Origin of the sequence: Plantactinospora sp. CA-290183 (genome assembly GCF_050936375.1) — a bacterium.
In the GTDB taxonomy this organism is placed as follows: Bacteria; Actinomycetota; Actinomycetes; order Mycobacteriales; family Micromonosporaceae; genus Plantactinospora.
This window is the reverse complement of the sequence record NZ_JBNJMX010000004.1, coordinates 261183-276972: the sequence shown is the minus strand read 5'-3', so window position 1 is coordinate 276972 and position 15790 is coordinate 261183. Positions and strand designations below refer to the sequence as shown.

Here is a 15790-nt window from a genome sequence, read left to right as displayed (position 1 = left end):
GGACACCGCCGGCAGCCGCGGCCCCGGCCCGGGCGGTCAGCCGACCGCGAGCCCCGCCGCGACGAAGAGCACCAGACCGGTCACCAGGTACCCGACCGGTGGCCGGAGCCAGACCCGGCCGGTGTCGGAGAGGGCGGTGGTGGTGATCAGCCCGTACAGACCGCTGGCGAAGATCGGCAGGCCCAGCGCGAGGAAGGTCCCGGCGAGCACCCCGGACGGCGACACCTGATCACCGACGGCCGAATCCAGGAGCACCCGTACCGCCGGCACCTCGAAGATCACAGTGAGGAGGGCCAACAGCAGCGCCACGGCGGGGCGCCGGGTCCGGTAGATCCCCTCGGCCGGGGCGAACCCCGTCGTGGGCCCGCTATCCGCGCCGAATCCGGCGGGGGCCCCGCCTCCCCCACCGAACCCGGCCGGGTTCACCGCCAACGCGCCCGACGGGCCCGTCCCCGAGGCGGTGCCGGAGGCGTACGACGATGCGGACACCGGCGACGACTGCGACGCCGATCTCCCGGACCTCCCCTCCGGGTAAACCGAGGCGACCTCCTGCCGGGCCTCGCGGTCGGCCGACTCCCGGTACGGCGCCGCTTCCGGGTCCGCGTTGCCGGGATCCGCGCTCGGTCGGGACCCGACCTGCGGCACCGGGCCCGTCGGCTGCTCCAGCGACCCGGTCCGGTCCCCGGCGCCACCCGGCCGCACGATCGGGTAACCGCTCAGCGGGGAACGACCCGGGTCGGCGACGGAGGGAGCCTGGTCGGATTCCGTCCCGACCGGGTGCGCCTCGCCGCGACGGGTCAGCAGCGGAGCGTGTGGGCCGGCGTCGCGGTCGTCGGTCGGGAAGCCCTCACTGCGCAGGCCGCGACCGTCCAGGCCGCGACCGTCCGCGGAGAGTCCGTCGTCTCCCGAGCCGTCGAACCCGTTGGAGTACCCGTACGCGACGCCGGTGGTCCGACCCGGCCCGGCGGCGGAGTCGCCGGAATCGGCGGTGGGGTAACCGGGCTGGGCCGATGAGTAGCCGGGCTGGGCGGCGGCGTAGCCGGACTGGGCCGACGAGTGGCCGGGCTCGGCGGCGGCGTAGCCGGACTGGGCCGACGAGTGGCCCGGCTGGGCCGGGTAGCCGGTCTGGGTGACGGAGTAACCCGGCTGGGCCGAAGAATGGCCGGGCTGGGTGGCGGAGTAACCGGGCTGGCTCGTGGCGGGACGGGACGCATCCGTGGCGGAACCGTCGAGCATCGTGGAGAAGCCGGGCTGGACGGTGGAGAGGGCGGGCTCGACCGCGGAATAGCCGGGCTGAGCCGGTGGGTAACCGGGCTGGGCGGTCGGATGACCGGCCTCGGAGTGCGGGTATCCGCCCCGGGACTGAGTTTCGGCCTGGAGCCCGGACTGGGTTCCGACCCCGAGCCCGGACTGGCCCGGCTGGGGCGTGGACTGATCCGGCCGGAACGCGGACTCACCGTACTGAGCCGTGGGGTAACCGGGCTGCGCCGCGGAGTAACCGGGCTGCGCCGCGGGATAACCGGGCTGAACCGCGGACTCACCCGGCTGGAGCGCGGAATAGCTCGACGGAACGGGCGCCGCCGACGGATCGAGGCGCGGCAACGGCAGTTCCAACGCGGACTCCTGCCGGTGCGGCGCCGAGCCGGCGTAGCCGTCTCCGCCGAGGTGGCCCGCGCCGGATGGCTCCGCCGGGCCGAACCGCTCCGCGACGCCGTGCCGGCCCGGCTCGCCGTACCGGTCGGATCCGGGGTCACCGGGCTGGCCGTACCGGTCCTCGGTCGCCGTACCGCCGAACTGCCCCGGCGCGGCGTGGGCGGCAGCGTCGTAGCGGTCCTCGCCCGGGCCGGGCCACTGCGGGTCGGCGGCGCCCTGCTCGCCGGCTCGCCAGGCGGGCACCGGCTCTTCGGGGGAGTTGCGTCGGGTGGGCCACGGCACGGACGTGCCGTGTGCGGGCAACCGCCAGCCGGCTGCCGGATGCGGGTTGCCACCGGCAGTCCGAGGATTCCAGGTCGATGCCCTCTCGGCGAGAAGGCCTGCTTTGGCAGACCCTTGATCGTCCGGCCGTCCACAGGCTGCCCGGATATCCACAGCTCCGCCCTCGGGGCCTTTCCCGGCCCGGCGGTACCGGCCACGGTTGGCGCATGACGACGGCGAGACAGGCCCTCGGCGCGTACGGCGAGCGGTGTGCCGTGCGGCACCTGATCGAGGCGGGGCTGCGCGTGGTGGCGCGGAACTGGCGGTGTGCGGACGGGGAGGTCGACATCATCGCCTGGGAGGGCGACGTCCTCGCGTTCTGCGAGGTCAAGACCCGCCGGTCCGACGCCTTCGGCACGCCGGCCGAGGCGGTCGTCGGCACCAAGGCGCGCCGGCTGCGCCGGCTGGCCGCCGAGTGGCTGCGGAGCACGGACGCCCACCCGGAGCAGGTACGCTTCGACGTCGTCGAGGTGTACGCCGCGCGGGCCGGGGCGGCACGGGTCGAACACACCCGGTCCGCCTTCTGAGCCGCGCTCCGCCGTTGCGGCGACGGCAGGCTCCGCGTCCGGCGACCCGTCGGATCACCGTCGGTCTCGGCATGTGATGCGCTCATTGCAAGGGTATGCTCGGGGATCGCCCGCCATGCCGTCGGCGACTCCAGCCCGTCCGCCACCGGCCAGGCCATGTCCACGTCGTTCTGGGCTACCGCCCGCCCCGCTGAACGGTTTTCCAGCGCGGTGCTGCGACAACTGCTGGACCACGTCGACGACGACACCCCGCCGTCCGGGCCGCACGGGCCGGTCGCCCGGCTGGAGCGGCGGATCGCCGACCTGCTCGGTACGGAATCCGCGCTGTTCTTCCCGACCGGGACGATGGCGCAGCAGGTCGTGCTGCGGATCCACGCCGCGCGGCGGGCTCGGCCGGGCTTCGCGGCGCACCCGCAGACCCATCTGGAGCTGTGGGAGGGGCAGGGTTACCAGGTGGTGCACGGCCTGCGCTTCCACCCGGCAGGTGACCGGCACCGGTTGATGACCACTGCGGATCTCGCGGCGATCGGCGAACCCCTGGCGGCCGTGCTCTGGGAGTTGCCGCAGCGGGACATCGGCGGGCAACTGCCGGAATGGGAGGACCTGGCCGAGCAGGTCGCCACCGCCCGAACCCGCGGGGCGGCGGCGCATCTGGACGGAGCGCGAGTCTGGGAGGCCCAGACCTACCTGGCGTGGTACACGAGATCGCCGGAGAACAAGGGCCTTCAGGGCATCCGGGGCGCCGTCCTGGCCGCCGATGCCGCGACCATCGCCGAGGCGATGCCGTGGCGTACCCGACTCGGCGGCGCCATCCACGACGCCTGGCCGCTCGCGCTGGCGGCGCTGGTCGGGCTGGACACGCTGGTGCCCCGGATGCCGGCCTTCCGGGAGCACGCGATCGCGATCGCGGCGGCGATCAACGCGGACGGCGCGGCCCTCGCCTGGCCCGATCCGCCACAGACGCCGATCTTCCACGTGCACCTGCCCGCGCCCGTACCCGCTGTCGAACGCGCCGGTGCCGCCATGGTCGCCGAGCACGGTACCCAGCTGTTCGGCCGGGTCCGGTCGGCGCCGGATCCCACCCGGTGCAGCTTCGAGGTCAGCGTGGGCGAGAACGCGATGCAGTTCAGCCCGGCGGAGGTCGTCGAACTGGTTCACGAGCTGCTGCGCCGGGCCGCCGTCGCCTGATCGGTCCATCCCGCTCGGTCTGCTCCGCTCCGACCTCTCGCTCCGGCCTCTCCGCTCCGGTCTGCTCCGCCCCGACCTGCTCCGCGCCGACCTGAAATGACGACCTGCCCGGCGGTGCCGCACCGGCGGACGCTTAGCACACCGAGGGCTTGATCGTCCGGACATCCACAGGGCACCTGGTTATCCACAGTCACCGATCACCGGGTATCGCCGACCGCCACCGCCCCGGCACCGTCGAGGACATGACGCCGCCGAACCAGTCGATTCCCGGGACCCGACGATGAGCTACGCCAAGGTGCTCTGCGTGGGACTCGTCGGGGTGACCGGACACCTCGTCGAGGTCGAGGCCGACCTGGCCCCGGGCCTACCCACCGTCGTCCTGTCCGGACTGCCCGACACCGCGCTGAACGAGGCGCGGGACCGGGTCCGTGCCGCCATCGTCAACTCCGGACAGCGGTGGCCGAACCGCCGCATCACCGTCAACCTGCTTCCCGCCACGCTGCCCAAGCACGGCTCCGCGTTCGACCTGGCGATCGCCGCCGCGCTGCTGGGCGGTGCCGGGGAACTGCCCCTCGCCCCGCTGGACGATGTCGCCGTGCTCGGCGAGCTGGGCCTGGACGGCACCGTCCGCCCCGTCCGGGGCGTACTGCCGATGGTCGCGGCGGCGGCCCGCGCCGGGATCCGCCGGGTGGTCGTGCCGCTGCACAACGCCACCGAGGCGGCGGTCGTGCCCGGGGTACGGATCCGGGCCGTCGACACCCTGCACCGGCTGGTGGCGTTCATCCGGGACGGTGCCCCGCTGCTCGATCCGCCCTGCCGACCGCCCGCCGTGCCCTCCCCCGGGCTCGATCTGGCCGACGTGGCCGGCCAGGGCCTCGGCCGTCGAGCCCTTGAGGTCTCCGCGGCGGGCGGGCACCACCTGGCGCTGCTCGGCCCACCGGGTGCCGGCAAGACCATGCTCGCCGAGCGCCTCCCCTCGATCCTTCCCGAGCTGGACGACGCGGCAGCGTTGGAGGTGACGGCGCTGCACTCCATCGCCGGTGTCCTGCCCCCGGACGGCCAACTGCTGCGCCGGCCACCGTTCCAGGCACCGCACCACACGGCCACGGTGGCCTCACTGGTCGGTGGCGGCAGCGGACTCGCCCGGCCCGGCGCGATCTCGCTGGCCCACCGCGGGGTGCTCTTCCTGGACGAGGCCGCGGAATTCGGCAAGGGGGCGCTGGAGGCGCTCCGGCAACCGCTGGAGAGCGGCCGGGTCATGCTCACCCGGGCCCGGGGCGGCACCGAATACCCGGCCCAGGTGCAGCTGGTGATGGCGGCGAACCCGTGCCCCTGTGCGAAACCGGCCGGCGACGCGTACTGCGAATGCACCCCGCTGGCCCGCCGCCGCTACCTGGGGCGGCTCTCCGGCCCGCTGCTGGACCGCATCGACGTACAGGTGACACTGGCCCCGATGCGCGCCGCCGAGCTGATGGAGGGCGGGCTGACCACCGAGTCCTCGGCGCTGGTCGCCGAACGGGTCGGCAAGGCGAGGGCGGCGGCCGCCGCGCGCTGGGCCGACGGGGGTTGGCGGGTCAACGCCGAGGTGCCGGGGCCGCACCTGCGCCGACCACCGTGGCGGCTGCCGGCGGACGACACGCACTCGCTGCGGCGCCGGCTCGACAGCGGTTCCCTGTCGGCCAGAGGCTTCGACCGGGTGATCCGGCTCGCCTGGACCATCGCCGACCTCGACGGCCGGGACCGCCCGGACGCCCACGACGTCGACGAGGCGACCCAGCTGCGCGTCGGGAGCGCGGGATGACGCCGCCGACGGATCCGGTGGCGGGCCCGGCGACCGATCCGGCGGCGGAGCCGCCGTCGGGGGTACCCGGGGGTGCCGGGATGGACGAGATCCGGCTCGCCCGGATCGCCCTGACCTGGCTCGCCGAACCCGGCAACCGGGCGGTGTCGCTGCTGGTCGCGCGGCTCGGCCCGGTGGACGCACTCCGTCACCTGCTCGCCGGAGAGGCTTCCGACCCGAAGCTGCGGGCGGCCGTGGTGTCCCGGACCGCCGCCGACGATCCCTGGGAGATCGCGGCGGACGCGGCGGAGCGAACCGAGCGGATCGGGGCACGCCTCGTCACGCCCGAGGACGAGGACTGGCCGCCGAGACTGCGGGACCTGAGCCGTCTCGCCCTGGCCAGCGCCGCCCGACGGGTTGACCAGGAGACCGCCCCGCCACTCTGCTTCTGGGTACGCGGCGCCTGGCCGCTGGCCGAGGCGTTACAGCGGTCGGTGGCGGTGGTCGGCTCCCGCGCCGCCACCCCGTACGGCCTGCACGTGGCGACCGAGATCGGTTTCGGGCTCGCCGAACGGGGTTGGACCGTCGTCTCCGGCGGGGCGTACGGCATCGACGCGGCGGCGCACCGGGGGGCCCTCAACGCCGGCGGGTTGACCGTGGCGGTGCTCGCGTGCGGGGTGGACCGGCCCTACCCGGTGGGTCACACCGCGCTGTTCGACCGGATCGCCGAGGACGGTCTGCTGATCAGCGAGTGGCTGCCGGGCGCCGAACCGCTCCGGCCCCGCTTCCTGATCCGCAACCGGGTCATCGCGGCCGCGACCAGCGGCACGGTCCTGGTGGAGGCGGCTGCCCGCAGCGGAGCGACCCAGACGCTGCACCGGGCGCTCGCGCTCAAGCGGCCGGCCATGGTCGTGCCAGGGCCGGTCACCTCGGCCATGTCGGTCGGTGCGCACGAGACACTGCGGGAATATCCCGAGGCCCGGCTGGTCACCGGGTTACCGCACATTCTGGAGGAGGTCGGCCGGATCGGCGCCGACCTGGCCCCGCCCGCGCGCGGTCCGCAGCGGCCGCACGACGCGCTTGACGACGAGTCGGCGCTGGTCCTCGAATCGGTGCCCCGACGGGGCTCGCTCGGTCCGGACGCTCTCGCGGCGCGGTCCGGGCTCGCCCTGCGTACCGCGCTGCGCAAGCTGTCCATGTTGGAGCAGCTGGGCCTCGTCGTACGCCGTGACAACGGGTACGCGCTCCCACCGGCCCGGGTCCGACCCCGGGGACAGCCACCCGGACCACCGTCGGGATGAGCGCCGTCACCGGCTTTGGGCACGGCGATGGCCGGTCGGTCACGTCTCCCCGTCCGGCGCCCCGGCCGGTCCGGGGTGGGCCGGGCCGGGCCGGGTGACAGCCGGGTGGGGGTATCCGTCGGCCAGCGCCGTCGTGCCGGACGAGCTCGCGAGCGGCGACTCGCGCCGGGGGTCGCCGCTCCGGACCGTCAGATCGGAGGCACGTTCACCCAGTACCGGACGTCGTTGCTGCGGTTGGCCGAGTTGGAGTTGAGTTGGTCGCGGATCCAGTAGACGGCCGTCTTGTAGCGGTTGATGTCGGCCGTGTTGGGGTTGTTGATGCCGGTCTCCCCGTTGCGGTGGCCGGCGAACCAACGGTCGGTCCCGTAGTAGCTCTCGCTGGCGTGCCGGCACTGCACGTCCGCACCGAGGTTGCTGTTCAGCGCGGCACCGTTGTTCCAGTTGCTGGCGCTCTGCCCCTGGAAGCGGGAACAGGCGTTGCGCAGCATGAACCAGTTCTGCTTGAAGATCCCGAAGTTCGCGGCGTCCCCGGACTTGTTGTCGCCGTAGGGATAGTTGGTCTGCATGTTGTCGGTTTCGAGCATGGCGATCGCCAGGTCCAGGACGTTGCCGCCCGCGCTGGTGACCGCCTGCTTGCGGGCGCCCAGCCCGCTGACGGTGTACGAACCGCAGGTCGCCCCGGACGGACAGGCGAGGCTCGCGCCACCGCCACCGCCACCGCCGCCACCACCGTCGGCGGGACCGCCGCGCACGACGCAGGACTGGTTGTTCTCCCAACCCCAACCGTCGCCGTCGGGGTCGCTGGCACTGCCGTTCACGCAGTACGGGTAGCCGTTCGGTGCCGGTTCGGCGCTCGCGGGCGCGGCCAGGGCCAGCGCGCCGGCGACCGCCATCGCGGCCATCGTCACGAGCGAGACGAGACGTTTCATCTGGATTGCTCCCCCCTAACAGTGAGGTTAATCGATGTCTGTCTCCGCATGGTGGACGCCTTAAACGGTTAAGTCAATCCCTCCTCCGGCCCGCCGGCCCGATCACCTCTCCGGACAACGACACAGTGGTTAACCGCTCAAGCAAGCGATCACCGAGCTCGGCCTCCTTGGAGCGCGATGGTCTCGGGTCGTGCGGCGAGCCGGCTTGACGTACCGCCCTCGCGGACCCACGGTCGAGGGTGATGAGTCGCCAGGAACGCAGCACCCGATCGGTCCACGAGGCCCTGCCGGAACCCTTCCGGGACGCCGTGGACGAGTTCGCCCGGCACCTGGCCCAGGTCGACAACCGGTCGGTGCACACCGTTCGGGCCTACGTGGCCGACACGGTCTCACTGCTGGACCATGCGGGCCGGATGGGCTGCACGACCCTCGCCGAACTCGACATCACCGTGCTGCGCAGCTGGCTGGCCAAGCTCCGTACGCTCGGCGCCGCCCGCGCGTCGCTGGCCCGACGCGCGGCGTCCGCCCGTACCTTCAGCGCCTGGGCGCACCGGACCGGGCTGTTGGAGACCGACGTCGGTGCTCCGCTCGCGAGCCCTCGGGCACACCGTGAGCTTCCCGCCGTGCTCCGGGCCGACCAGGCCACCGAACTTGTCCTGGCGCCCGGCCAGGAGCCCGCCCCGGTGCTGCTCCGGGATCGGGCCGTGCTCGAACTGCTCTACGGCACCGGGATCCGGGTGGCCGAACTCTGTGGCCTGGACGTCGGCGACGTCGATGCCGCCCGCCGGGTGGTACGGGTGTTGGGCAAGGGCGACAAGGAACGCTCGGTGCCCTACGGGGTGCCGGCGCAGCGCGCCCTCGACGAGTGGCTGGAAGTGGGACGGCCGGCGCTGGCCGGACGGAGCAGTGGCGGCGCACTGCTGCTGGGCGCCCGGGGTGGCCGGCTCCAGCCCACCGTCGTCCGGCGGCTGGTCGCCAACTACGCCCGGGCCGCCGACCTGCCCCGGATCACCCCGCACGGGCTGCGGCACACCGCGGCCACTCACCTGCTGGAGGGGGGCGCGGACCTCCGGGCGGTGCAGGAACTGCTCGGGCACGCCTCCCTGGCCAGCACCCAGCTCTACACCCATGTCTCGGTGGAGCGACTGCGCGCCGCCTACCGCCAGGCGCACCCCCGGGCCTGACGGGAGGCGAAGGAGCCAGCTGCGCGCCACCGTCCCCATCTCGGTAAAACGGCCACCCCAGCTACCGCCAGGCCGCCGGGGCCCTGACGGGAAGCCCAGGAATCAGCCGGGCGTAACCTGCGTCGCCAGCGTCGCCGCCGGACCGGGCGCGCGCCGAGCGGGCTGGAACCCTGCCGGCCAGAACCGCGGCCGACGGGCCGAAGGGACGCGGCGGCGGGAACGACCCCCCGCCCCGGAGCGCGGCCCGCCTGACCAAGGAGGAAGCCGATACGTGATCGTCCGGGCGGTACGATCACCGGGTGAGCGCCGCCGGACCACAGCCGCCCGCGCCGATCCCCGGGGCCCGGCTCCTCTTCTCGCTCGATCCGGCCGTCGCCCACCTCAACCACGGGTCGTACGGCACGGTGCCGATCGGCGTCCAGCGGACCCAGCAGCGGCTCCGCGACGAGATCGAGTCCAATCCGATGCGGTTCTTCAACCGAGGGCTCGTCGATCGGCTCGCCCATGCCCGGCGACACCTGGCCGCCTTCCTCGGCGCCGACCCCGAGGGCACCGCGCTGGTCGGCAACGTGACCACCGGAGTGGCCGTGGTGCTTCAGTCACTGCGGCTGGAGCCGGAGGACGAGGTGCTCTGCACCGACCACGGGTACGGAGCGGTGGCCATCTCCGTGGACCGGGAGACCCGGCGGACGGGGGCGGTACGCCGCACCGTCGCGGTGCCGCTGGACGCGACCGACGAGGAGGTCGTCGAGATCGTCCGCGCCGGCATCCGGCCGGGGCGCACGCGGTTGCTCATCGTCGACCAGCTCACCTCCTCGACCGCCCGTCTCCTGCCGACCGCCGCGATCGTCGCCGTGGCCCGGGAACGGGACGTACCGGTGCTGGTCGACGGGGCGCACGCGCCCGGCATGCTGCCGGTCGACGTGGACGCCATCGGTGCCGACTTCTGGGTCGGCAACCTGCACAAATGGGGGTTCGCCCCGCGCGGTACCGCCGCGCTGGCCGTGGCGCCGCCGTGGCGGCCCCGCATCGAGCCACTGGTCGTGTCGTGGCAGCAGGACACCGGGTTTCCGGCACGGGTGGAATGGCAGGGCACCCTCGACTACAGCGGCTGGCTCGCCGCACCGGTGGGCCTGTTCACCCTGCGCACGCTCGGTCTGGATCGGGTCCGGTCCCACAATGCCGCGTTGGCAGCGTACGGGCAGTGGGTCGTCGGCCGGGCTCTCGGCGTACCACCGGCGGACCTGATCGACCCGGGCGGCCCCACGGTCTCCATGCGGCTGCTCCCGCTGCCGCCCGGCATGGCGACCACCTATCCCGCCGCCATCGCGCTGCGGGACCGGATCGCCGGCGAACTCCGCACCGACGTCGCGATCAATCCGTGGCAGGAGCGGGGTTGGCTTCGGCTCTCCGCGCAGGTCTACAACCGGGCCGAGGAGTACGACCGGTTGGCCGACAGCCTTCCCGCCCTGCTCTCCGCCGCGGCCTGACCACCGGCAGCAGCCGGACCCGGCCGAACCCCAGCAGCAGCAACGGGTCCAGGTAGTCCGCACCCCGGCGCAGCCCCCAGTGCAGGCAGGTCCCCGCCCCGGCCGCACAGCCGGGGTGGCCGGCGACCAGTATGCCGATCGGATCCCCGGGCTCGACCCGGTCACCGGCAGCGACCACCGGTCGTACCGGTTCGTAGGTGGTGCGCAGCCCCCGGGGATGGGAGACGCTCACGACCGGACGGCCGGCGACCATCCCGGCGAAGAGGACCGTCCCGCCCCCCGCGCTGCGGACCGTCGCGCCGGCCCGCGTCGCCAGGTCCACCCCGCGGTGGCCCGGCATCCACGGTCGGGGCGGCGGATCGAACCCGCGTACCGGTCGGGGCGCGCCGTCCAGCGGCCAGCGGAAGCGATCGACGGCCGGTGCCACCCACCAGGCGGCGGGCCCGGCCGTCGGCGACGGCGTCGCCGGCCGGGGCCCCTGCCCGACGGCCGGGACCGACCAGGGCGGTCGCGCGGTCGGGTCGGGCGACGATGACACCCGGGACACCGGTGCCAGCAGCAACGGCAGCGACAGGGTCAGGGCCAGCGCCCGGCTGTGCCATCTCGTGATGTCGGGCAGCGTCATGCCGGCCAGCCTCGCGGCGTCCGGTCGCCGCCACAACCACGCCAGCCGCGAGCTGTGGACAACCGAGCGCCCTGTGGAAAACGCCCAACCAGGCCGATGATCTGGTATGGCGGCACAAACCGGGCGGAGGCCGGCCCGGGCACCGCCGGGCCCTCGATCCACCGCCCGGTCGCCTCGCCTAGGCTGGCAGCCTGCGCGGGTACCCATCCGCGACGGCCGGACGAGGGAGCGCCGATGAGCACTGTGGACGATGTCAGCGGCCCGTCCCGGCTGGCGGAGCCGGAGGAGGGCATCAGCGTCGAGGAGCTCGCGCTCGCCGCGCGCAACCACGCGCTCCCCCTGGAGGCCCTCCGGTACGACGTGACCCCGACCGGGCTGCACTACCTGCTCATCCACTACGACATCCCGGACCTCGACCCCGCCCAGCACACGCTGACCATCGACGGTCGGGTCGACCGGCCGATGACGGTGGACCTGGCCGGGCTGCGGGCACGGCCGAGGGTGACCCGGCGGGTCACCCTGGAGTGCGCGGGGAACGGGCGCGCGCTGCTCACCCCCCGCCCGGTGAGCCAGCCGTGGTTGACCGAGGCGGTGGGCACCGCCGAGTGGACGGGCACGCCGCTGGCCCCGCTGCTGCGGGAGGCCGGGATCGACCCGGACGCGGTGGACGTGGTCTTCACGGGGGCGGACCACGGCGTGGAGCGCGGCGTCGAGCAGGACTACCAGCGCGGCCTGCCGGTCTCCGAGGCGCTGCGCGAGGAGATTCTGCTGGCGTACGAGATGAACGGCGCTCCCCTGCTGCCGCAGCACGGCGCCCCGCTGCGCGTGGTGGTGCCGGGCTGGTACGGCATGGCACACGTGAAGTGGCTGCGCCGGATCACCGTCCTCGACCGGGAGTTCGACGGCTACCAGAACGCGGTGGCCTACCGGCTCCGGGCGCACCCGGAGGATCCCGGGGTGCCGGTCACCCGGATCGAGCCGAGGGCGCTGGTGCGACCGCCCGGTTTCCCCGACTTCATGTCGCGGGCCCGGGTGCTGCGTCCCGGCCCGTGCACAGTGGAGGGTCGGGCCTGGTCGGGGTTCGCCCCGGTCACCAGGGTCGAGGTGACCACCGACGGCGGCGCCACCTGGAGCGAGGCGACGCTGGACCCGGGGACGGTCCCCGCCGGGTCGGGCGTCGACGGCCAGGCCGCCGACGAGCGGTGGGCGTGGCGCCGCTGGCGGTACGAATGGACGGCGACCCCGGGCCGCCACACGCTCGGCGCGCGGGCCACGGACGCGTCCGGTCGTACCCAGCCGGTGGAGCAGCCGTGGAACCGGGGCGGGTTCGCGAACAACCTGGTGCAGTGGGTGGTGGTGGCGGTCGTTCCGGAGGATCTTCCGGCCGGCCGGTGAGCGGACCGGACCGCGCCAGGTGAGCCGGCGGCGGGCGCGCGGTGGGGACCCCGGCTCGCGGGCAGCGGCCGCCGGTCGGCGGGGCGGAAGGGACGGGACGTGGCCCGGCCGGGTCAGCCGCCGAAGCCGGAATCCGCCGGCAGGGAAATGTCCGGCTTTTCGAGCTCCTCGACGTTCACATCCTTGAACGTCATTACTCGGACATTTTTCACGAAGCGCGCCGGACGGTACATGTCCCATACCCAGGCGTCGTGCATCTCCACCTCGAAGTAGACCTCGCCGTCCGAATTGCGGACATGCAGGTCCACCTGGTTCGCCAGGTAGAACCGCCGCTCGGTCTCCACCACGTAGGAGAACTGGCGAACGATGTCGCGGTACTCCCGATAGAGCTGCAGCTCCATTTCGGTCTCGTACTTTTCGAGATCTTCCGCGCTCATCCCACTCCGCCTTCCATGGCCACATCTTCCCCCACCGGCGCGGACGGTCGAGGCCGCTCGCCCAACGCCACGCCGACGGTACCCCCTGCCCGGCCCGCCCGCCCCATCGACTCGATCCCGCTGAGGTGAGCCGGCCGCCTGGTCCGGGGCGGCGACCCGATCCGTCCCGAGACAGCGGCGACATTGACGTACGAGAAGCGATGTTCCGGGCACGGGCCGTGATGCTCCAGCGCCGCGGTGTGCTCGGGCGTGATGTATCCCTTGTGCTCGGCAAAGCCGTAGCCGGGATGGTGGTCGTCCAGCTCCACCATGATCCGGTCCCGGGTGACCTTGGCGAGCACGCTCGCCGCCGCGACGCAGGCCGCGACCTGGTCCCCCTTCCAGACCGCCAGTCCCGGCACGCCGAGGCCGTCCACGCCGAACCCGTCGGTCAGCACGTATTCCGGCGGAACGGACAGCAGAGCCAACGCCCGGCGCATCGCGGCCAGATTGCACACGTGCAGCCCACGCAGGTCCACCTCGGCGGCGGGGATCACCACCACGGCGTACGCGGCGGCCCGGGCCACCACCTCGGCGTAGACCCGTTCCCGGGCGGCCGGGGTCAGCAGCTTCGAGTCGGCCAGCCCCTCGATCTCGCCCCGGCGCCCCTCCGGCAGCACGGCAGCGGCGGCCACCAGCGGACCGGCGCAGGCCCCACGACCCGCCTCGTCGGCCCCGGCCACGTGCCGGAAGCCACGCCGCTGTAGTGCGCGTTCCATCGCGTAGAGGCCGCCCTCGCGGCGGACCACGGTACGGGGTGGGGTAAGCACCCTACTCGCTCCCCAATGCCCGACGCAGCACCTCGGGCAGGTCGGTCGGATAGAACCGCTCGGTCGTCCGGGCCAGCTCGCCCGGCGTCCACCAGCGGTGTGCGTCGATCGTGTCCCGTTCGGCCGGGTCGAAGCCCCTGGTGTCCACCTCCCAGCTCTCCACCCGGACCAGGAAGAACTGCTGATCCTGGCGGTACCAGCGGCCGTCGAAGGAAAACTCGGTGACCTCCTGCCAGACGGGTTCGCCGAACTCCTCGGGCGGCATCCTGAGCCCGGTCTCCTCGGCCAGCTCGCGGGCCGCGCCCAGCGCCGGCGTCTCGCCCGGGTCGAGCCCGCCGCCCGGAGTGAACCAGTAGCGGCGCTCGGGTCGAGCCGGATCCCAGCCGTGGAAGAGCAGCAACCGGCGCTCGGCATCGACCAGGAGCACCCGGGCGGCCCGGCGAGGGGTGAACACGGTCACCGGACCAGACTAGTCGCGCCGCCGGCTCCGTCCGCACACCCCGGCCAGCGGGGGCGGAGCGGGACGCCGTCAGCGCCGCGCCACGGGGTCGGTCGCCGGCTCAGCCCTGCGGTGCCGGGATGTTGTCGTAGGAGGGCGGCACGGAGAGCCAGGTGGCCCGGCCAACCGGCCAGAAGACGGTGAAGGCCCGTCCCACCACCGACTCCTCGGGTATGGTCGCGAGCTGGATGTTCTGGTTGCTCTGCTGCCAGTGCTCCAGCGAGTCGCCCGAGGCGGACCGGTGGTCGCCCATCACCCAGAGCCGGCCGGCCGGTACGGTGATGTCGAACTCCTCGTCGGCGACCGGGTCCCGGACCCCGTTCTCGGTGAAGACGTACGGCTCGTCGAGCGGCTGTCCGTTGATCATCAGGCGGTCCTCGGGGTCGCAGCAGACCACCCGGTCGCCACCGACTCCGATGACCCGCTTGATGAAGTCCTCCCCGTCCGGGTTGCCGCTCCACTCGGTGGGCGCCACGAAGACCACGATCTCGCCCCGGTGCGGTGCCCGGAAGTCGTAGACCAGCTTGTTGACGAGGACCCGGTCGTAGATGTCGAGGGTGTGCTCCATCGACGGCGACGGTATGTAGAAGGTCTGCAGGACGAACGCCCGGACCAGCACCGCGACCAGAATTGCCACGCCCAGCAGAATCGGCAGCTCTTTCCAGAAGGAGCTGCGGGGCTTTGACTTGTCCGTCTGCTCGTCAATCACGAGTGGAGCCTACGATGCCGAGTCCCGGATGAGCGTCGAGAACGCGCGGTAATGAGCAGAGTGCCCATGATTGGCAGTGTAATGGCGGCATCTCCCGTGTTCGCAGTGATAGCTCCCGCATTTTCCGGATTTTCCGGGCTGCCCGGTACGGACGACGGCGTTCCGAGCCCGGCCGCCGCGACGGGCTTCGGCAGGTTGTCGAAGGTCTCCGGCACCGGCAGCGAGGTCCAGTGCGTGGACGGCCAGACGATGACGAAGGCCCGGCCGATGACATTGTCGATCGGCACCGGCCCCTGGCAGCGCCCGTCCTGGGAGACGAGCCGGTGGTCACCCATCACGAAGAGCTGTCCGGGCGGCACCACGACCTCGTCGAACCGGCGCGAGCGACACTCCTGCCGGTTCGGCGGGGGCTCCAATGGGGAGTTCTCCAGCACGTACGGCTCGTCGAGCGGCGCACCGTTGACGGTCACCCGGCCCTGGTCGTCACAGCACCGCACCCGGTCGCCGGGCAGCCCGATGACCCGCTTGATGAAGTCCTTGTCGCCGGGGCGGCTCACCCCGACCAGGTCGCCGATGGTGCGCCCGAGCTTGCCGACGAACCCGGGCTCGGGCTCGTCGGAGAGCTGCGGCGCCCAGTCGGCGGTGCCCCGGAAGACCACGATCTCGCCCCGGACCGGATCGCGCAGGTCGTAGACGATTTTGTTGACCAGGACCCGGTCGCCGATCAGCAGGGTGTCCTCCATGGACCCGGACGGGATGAAGAACGCCTGGAGGAGGAAGGTGCGGATCAGGACCGCGAGGCAGAAGGCGACGATCAGCAGCAGCGGGAGTTCCTGCCACAGCGGCATCTGCCGGCGGGTCCGGCGGGACCGCCGGGTCCGGCGACGCCACGGTTCGACATCGCTCGCTTCGTCCACCCTACGCACCACGCGTCTCCCCGGTC

Annotated in this window: 15 protein-coding genes; 7 read left to right on the top strand and 8 right to left on the bottom strand. The window is 73.2% G+C overall.

The genetic code is table 11. The annotated features are described in order from the left end of the window. Positions 1 to 36 precede the first annotated feature (36 nt). Positions 37 to 1935, bottom strand: a complete 1899-nt coding sequence (locus ACQEUR_RS12070) for a hypothetical protein (protein WP_433029489.1) — start codon at positions 1933 to 1935, stop codon at positions 37 to 39. A gap of 206 nt (positions 1936 to 2141) precedes the next feature. Between ACQEUR_RS12070 and ACQEUR_RS12065 the strand changes: the two genes are divergently transcribed. From ACQEUR_RS12065 to ACQEUR_RS12050, 4 genes are all read left to right on the top strand, one after another. After that, complete coding sequence (locus tag ACQEUR_RS12065; RefSeq protein ID WP_433029487.1) at positions 2142 to 2501, top strand: YraN family protein; 360 nt, start codon at positions 2142 to 2144, stop codon at positions 2499 to 2501. Between the two features lie 156 nt (positions 2502 to 2657). After that, positions 2658 to 3689, top strand: a complete 1032-nt coding sequence (locus ACQEUR_RS12060; RefSeq protein WP_433029485.1) for a threonine aldolase family protein — start codon at positions 2658 to 2660, stop codon at positions 3687 to 3689. A 280-nt stretch (positions 3690 to 3969) separates the two neighbouring features. Beyond that, positions 3970 to 5490 carry a YifB family Mg chelatase-like AAA ATPase gene (locus tag ACQEUR_RS12055; RefSeq protein ID WP_433029483.1) on the top strand — a complete coding sequence of 507 codons (1521 nt, stop codon included), beginning with the start codon at positions 3970 to 3972 and terminating at the stop codon, positions 5488 to 5490. After that, entirely contained in the window at positions 5487 to 6770 is a 1284-nt protein-coding gene (locus tag ACQEUR_RS12050) for a DNA-processing protein DprA (RefSeq protein ID WP_433029481.1), read from the top strand. Before ACQEUR_RS12055 ends, ACQEUR_RS12050 begins: the two co-directional genes overlap by 4 nt. A 188-nt stretch (positions 6771 to 6958) precedes the next feature. Here the strand turns inward: ACQEUR_RS12050 and ACQEUR_RS12045 are convergent, their stop codons facing one another. Next, a complete protein-coding gene (locus ACQEUR_RS12045; RefSeq protein ID WP_433029479.1) occupies positions 6959 to 7699 on the bottom strand; it encodes a carbohydrate-binding domain-containing protein in 741 nt (246 codons plus the stop codon). A gap of 242 nt (positions 7700 to 7941) precedes the next feature. On the opposite strand from ACQEUR_RS12045, the gene ACQEUR_RS12040 reads away from it, so the two are divergent. Next, positions 7942 to 8883, top strand: a complete 942-nt coding sequence (locus tag ACQEUR_RS12040; protein WP_433029477.1) for a tyrosine recombinase XerC — start codon at positions 7942 to 7944, stop codon at positions 8881 to 8883. A 299-nt stretch (positions 8884 to 9182) separates the two neighbouring features. Continuing rightward, on the top strand, positions 9183 to 10373 hold the full coding sequence (locus tag ACQEUR_RS12035; protein WP_433029475.1) for an aminotransferase class V-fold PLP-dependent enzyme: 1191 nt from the start codon (positions 9183 to 9185) through the stop codon (positions 10371 to 10373). On the opposite strand, the gene ACQEUR_RS12030 is transcribed toward ACQEUR_RS12035, so the two are convergent. Continuing rightward, positions 10258 to 10713, bottom strand: a complete 456-nt coding sequence (locus ACQEUR_RS12030; protein WP_433029537.1) for a murein hydrolase activator EnvC family protein — start codon at positions 10711 to 10713, stop codon at positions 10258 to 10260. The genes ACQEUR_RS12035 and ACQEUR_RS12030 overlap by 116 nt on opposite strands. Positions 10714 to 11232: 519 nt before the next feature. Between ACQEUR_RS12030 and ACQEUR_RS12025 the strand changes: the two genes are divergently transcribed. Beyond that, a complete protein-coding gene (locus ACQEUR_RS12025; protein ID WP_433029473.1) occupies positions 11233 to 12393 on the top strand; it encodes a sulfite oxidase in 1161 nt (386 codons plus the stop codon). Between the two features lie 113 nt (positions 12394 to 12506). On the opposite strand, the gene ACQEUR_RS12020 is transcribed toward ACQEUR_RS12025, so the two are convergent. The 5 genes from ACQEUR_RS12020 to lepB (ACQEUR_RS12000) all read right to left on the bottom strand — a co-directional run bounded on the left by ACQEUR_RS12020 (position 12507) and on the right by lepB (ACQEUR_RS12000) (position 15776). After that, on the bottom strand, positions 12507 to 12830 hold the full coding sequence (locus ACQEUR_RS12020) for a DUF2469 domain-containing protein (RefSeq protein WP_007075222.1): 324 nt from the start codon (positions 12828 to 12830) through the stop codon (positions 12507 to 12509). Further along, complete coding sequence (locus tag ACQEUR_RS12015) at positions 12827 to 13639, bottom strand: ribonuclease HII (protein ID WP_433029471.1); 813 nt, start codon at positions 13637 to 13639, stop codon at positions 12827 to 12829. Before ACQEUR_RS12015 ends, ACQEUR_RS12020 begins: the two co-directional genes overlap by 4 nt. Position 13640: 1 nt before the next feature. After that, entirely contained in the window at positions 13641 to 14099 is a 459-nt protein-coding gene (locus tag ACQEUR_RS12010) for an NUDIX hydrolase (protein ID WP_433029469.1), read from the bottom strand. 100 nt (positions 14100 to 14199) lie between these two features. After that, positions 14200 to 14847 carry a signal peptidase I gene (gene lepB / locus ACQEUR_RS12005; RefSeq protein ID WP_433029467.1) on the bottom strand — a complete coding sequence of 216 codons (648 nt, stop codon included), beginning with the start codon at positions 14845 to 14847 and terminating at the stop codon, positions 14200 to 14202. Continuing rightward, positions 14844 to 15776, bottom strand: a complete 933-nt coding sequence (gene lepB / locus ACQEUR_RS12000; protein ID WP_433029465.1) for a signal peptidase I — start codon at positions 15774 to 15776, stop codon at positions 14844 to 14846. Before lepB (ACQEUR_RS12000) ends, lepB (ACQEUR_RS12005) begins: the two co-directional genes overlap by 4 nt. Positions 15777 to 15790: the final 14 nt, after the last annotated feature.

Coding starts and splice junctions, on each gene's coding strand:
- ACQEUR_RS12065 (WP_433029487.1), top strand. CDS start 2,142: ATGACGACGGCGAGACAGGCCCTCGGCGCGTACGGCGAGCGGTGTGCC.
- ACQEUR_RS12025 (WP_433029473.1), top strand. CDS start 11,233: ATGAGCACTGTGGACGATGTCAGCGGCCCGTCCCGGCTGGCGGAGCCG.
- ACQEUR_RS12055 (WP_433029483.1), top strand. CDS start 3,970: ATGAGCTACGCCAAGGTGCTCTGCGTGGGACTCGTCGGGGTGACCGGA.
- ACQEUR_RS12020 (WP_007075222.1), bottom strand. CDS start 12,830: ATGAGCGCGGAAGATCTCGAAAAGTACGAGACCGAAATGGAGCTGCAG.
- ACQEUR_RS12050 (WP_433029481.1), top strand. CDS start 5,487: ATGACGCCGCCGACGGATCCGGTGGCGGGCCCGGCGACCGATCCGGCG.
- ACQEUR_RS12060 (WP_433029485.1), top strand. CDS start 2,658: ATGTCCACGTCGTTCTGGGCTACCGCCCGCCCCGCTGAACGGTTTTCC.
- ACQEUR_RS12040 (WP_433029477.1), top strand. CDS start 7,942: ATGAGTCGCCAGGAACGCAGCACCCGATCGGTCCACGAGGCCCTGCCG.
- ACQEUR_RS12045 (WP_433029479.1), bottom strand. CDS start 7,699: ATGAAACGTCTCGTCTCGCTCGTGACGATGGCCGCGATGGCGGTCGCC.
- ACQEUR_RS12030 (WP_433029537.1), bottom strand. CDS start 10,713: ATGCCGGGCCACCGCGGGGTGGACCTGGCGACGCGGGCCGGCGCGACG.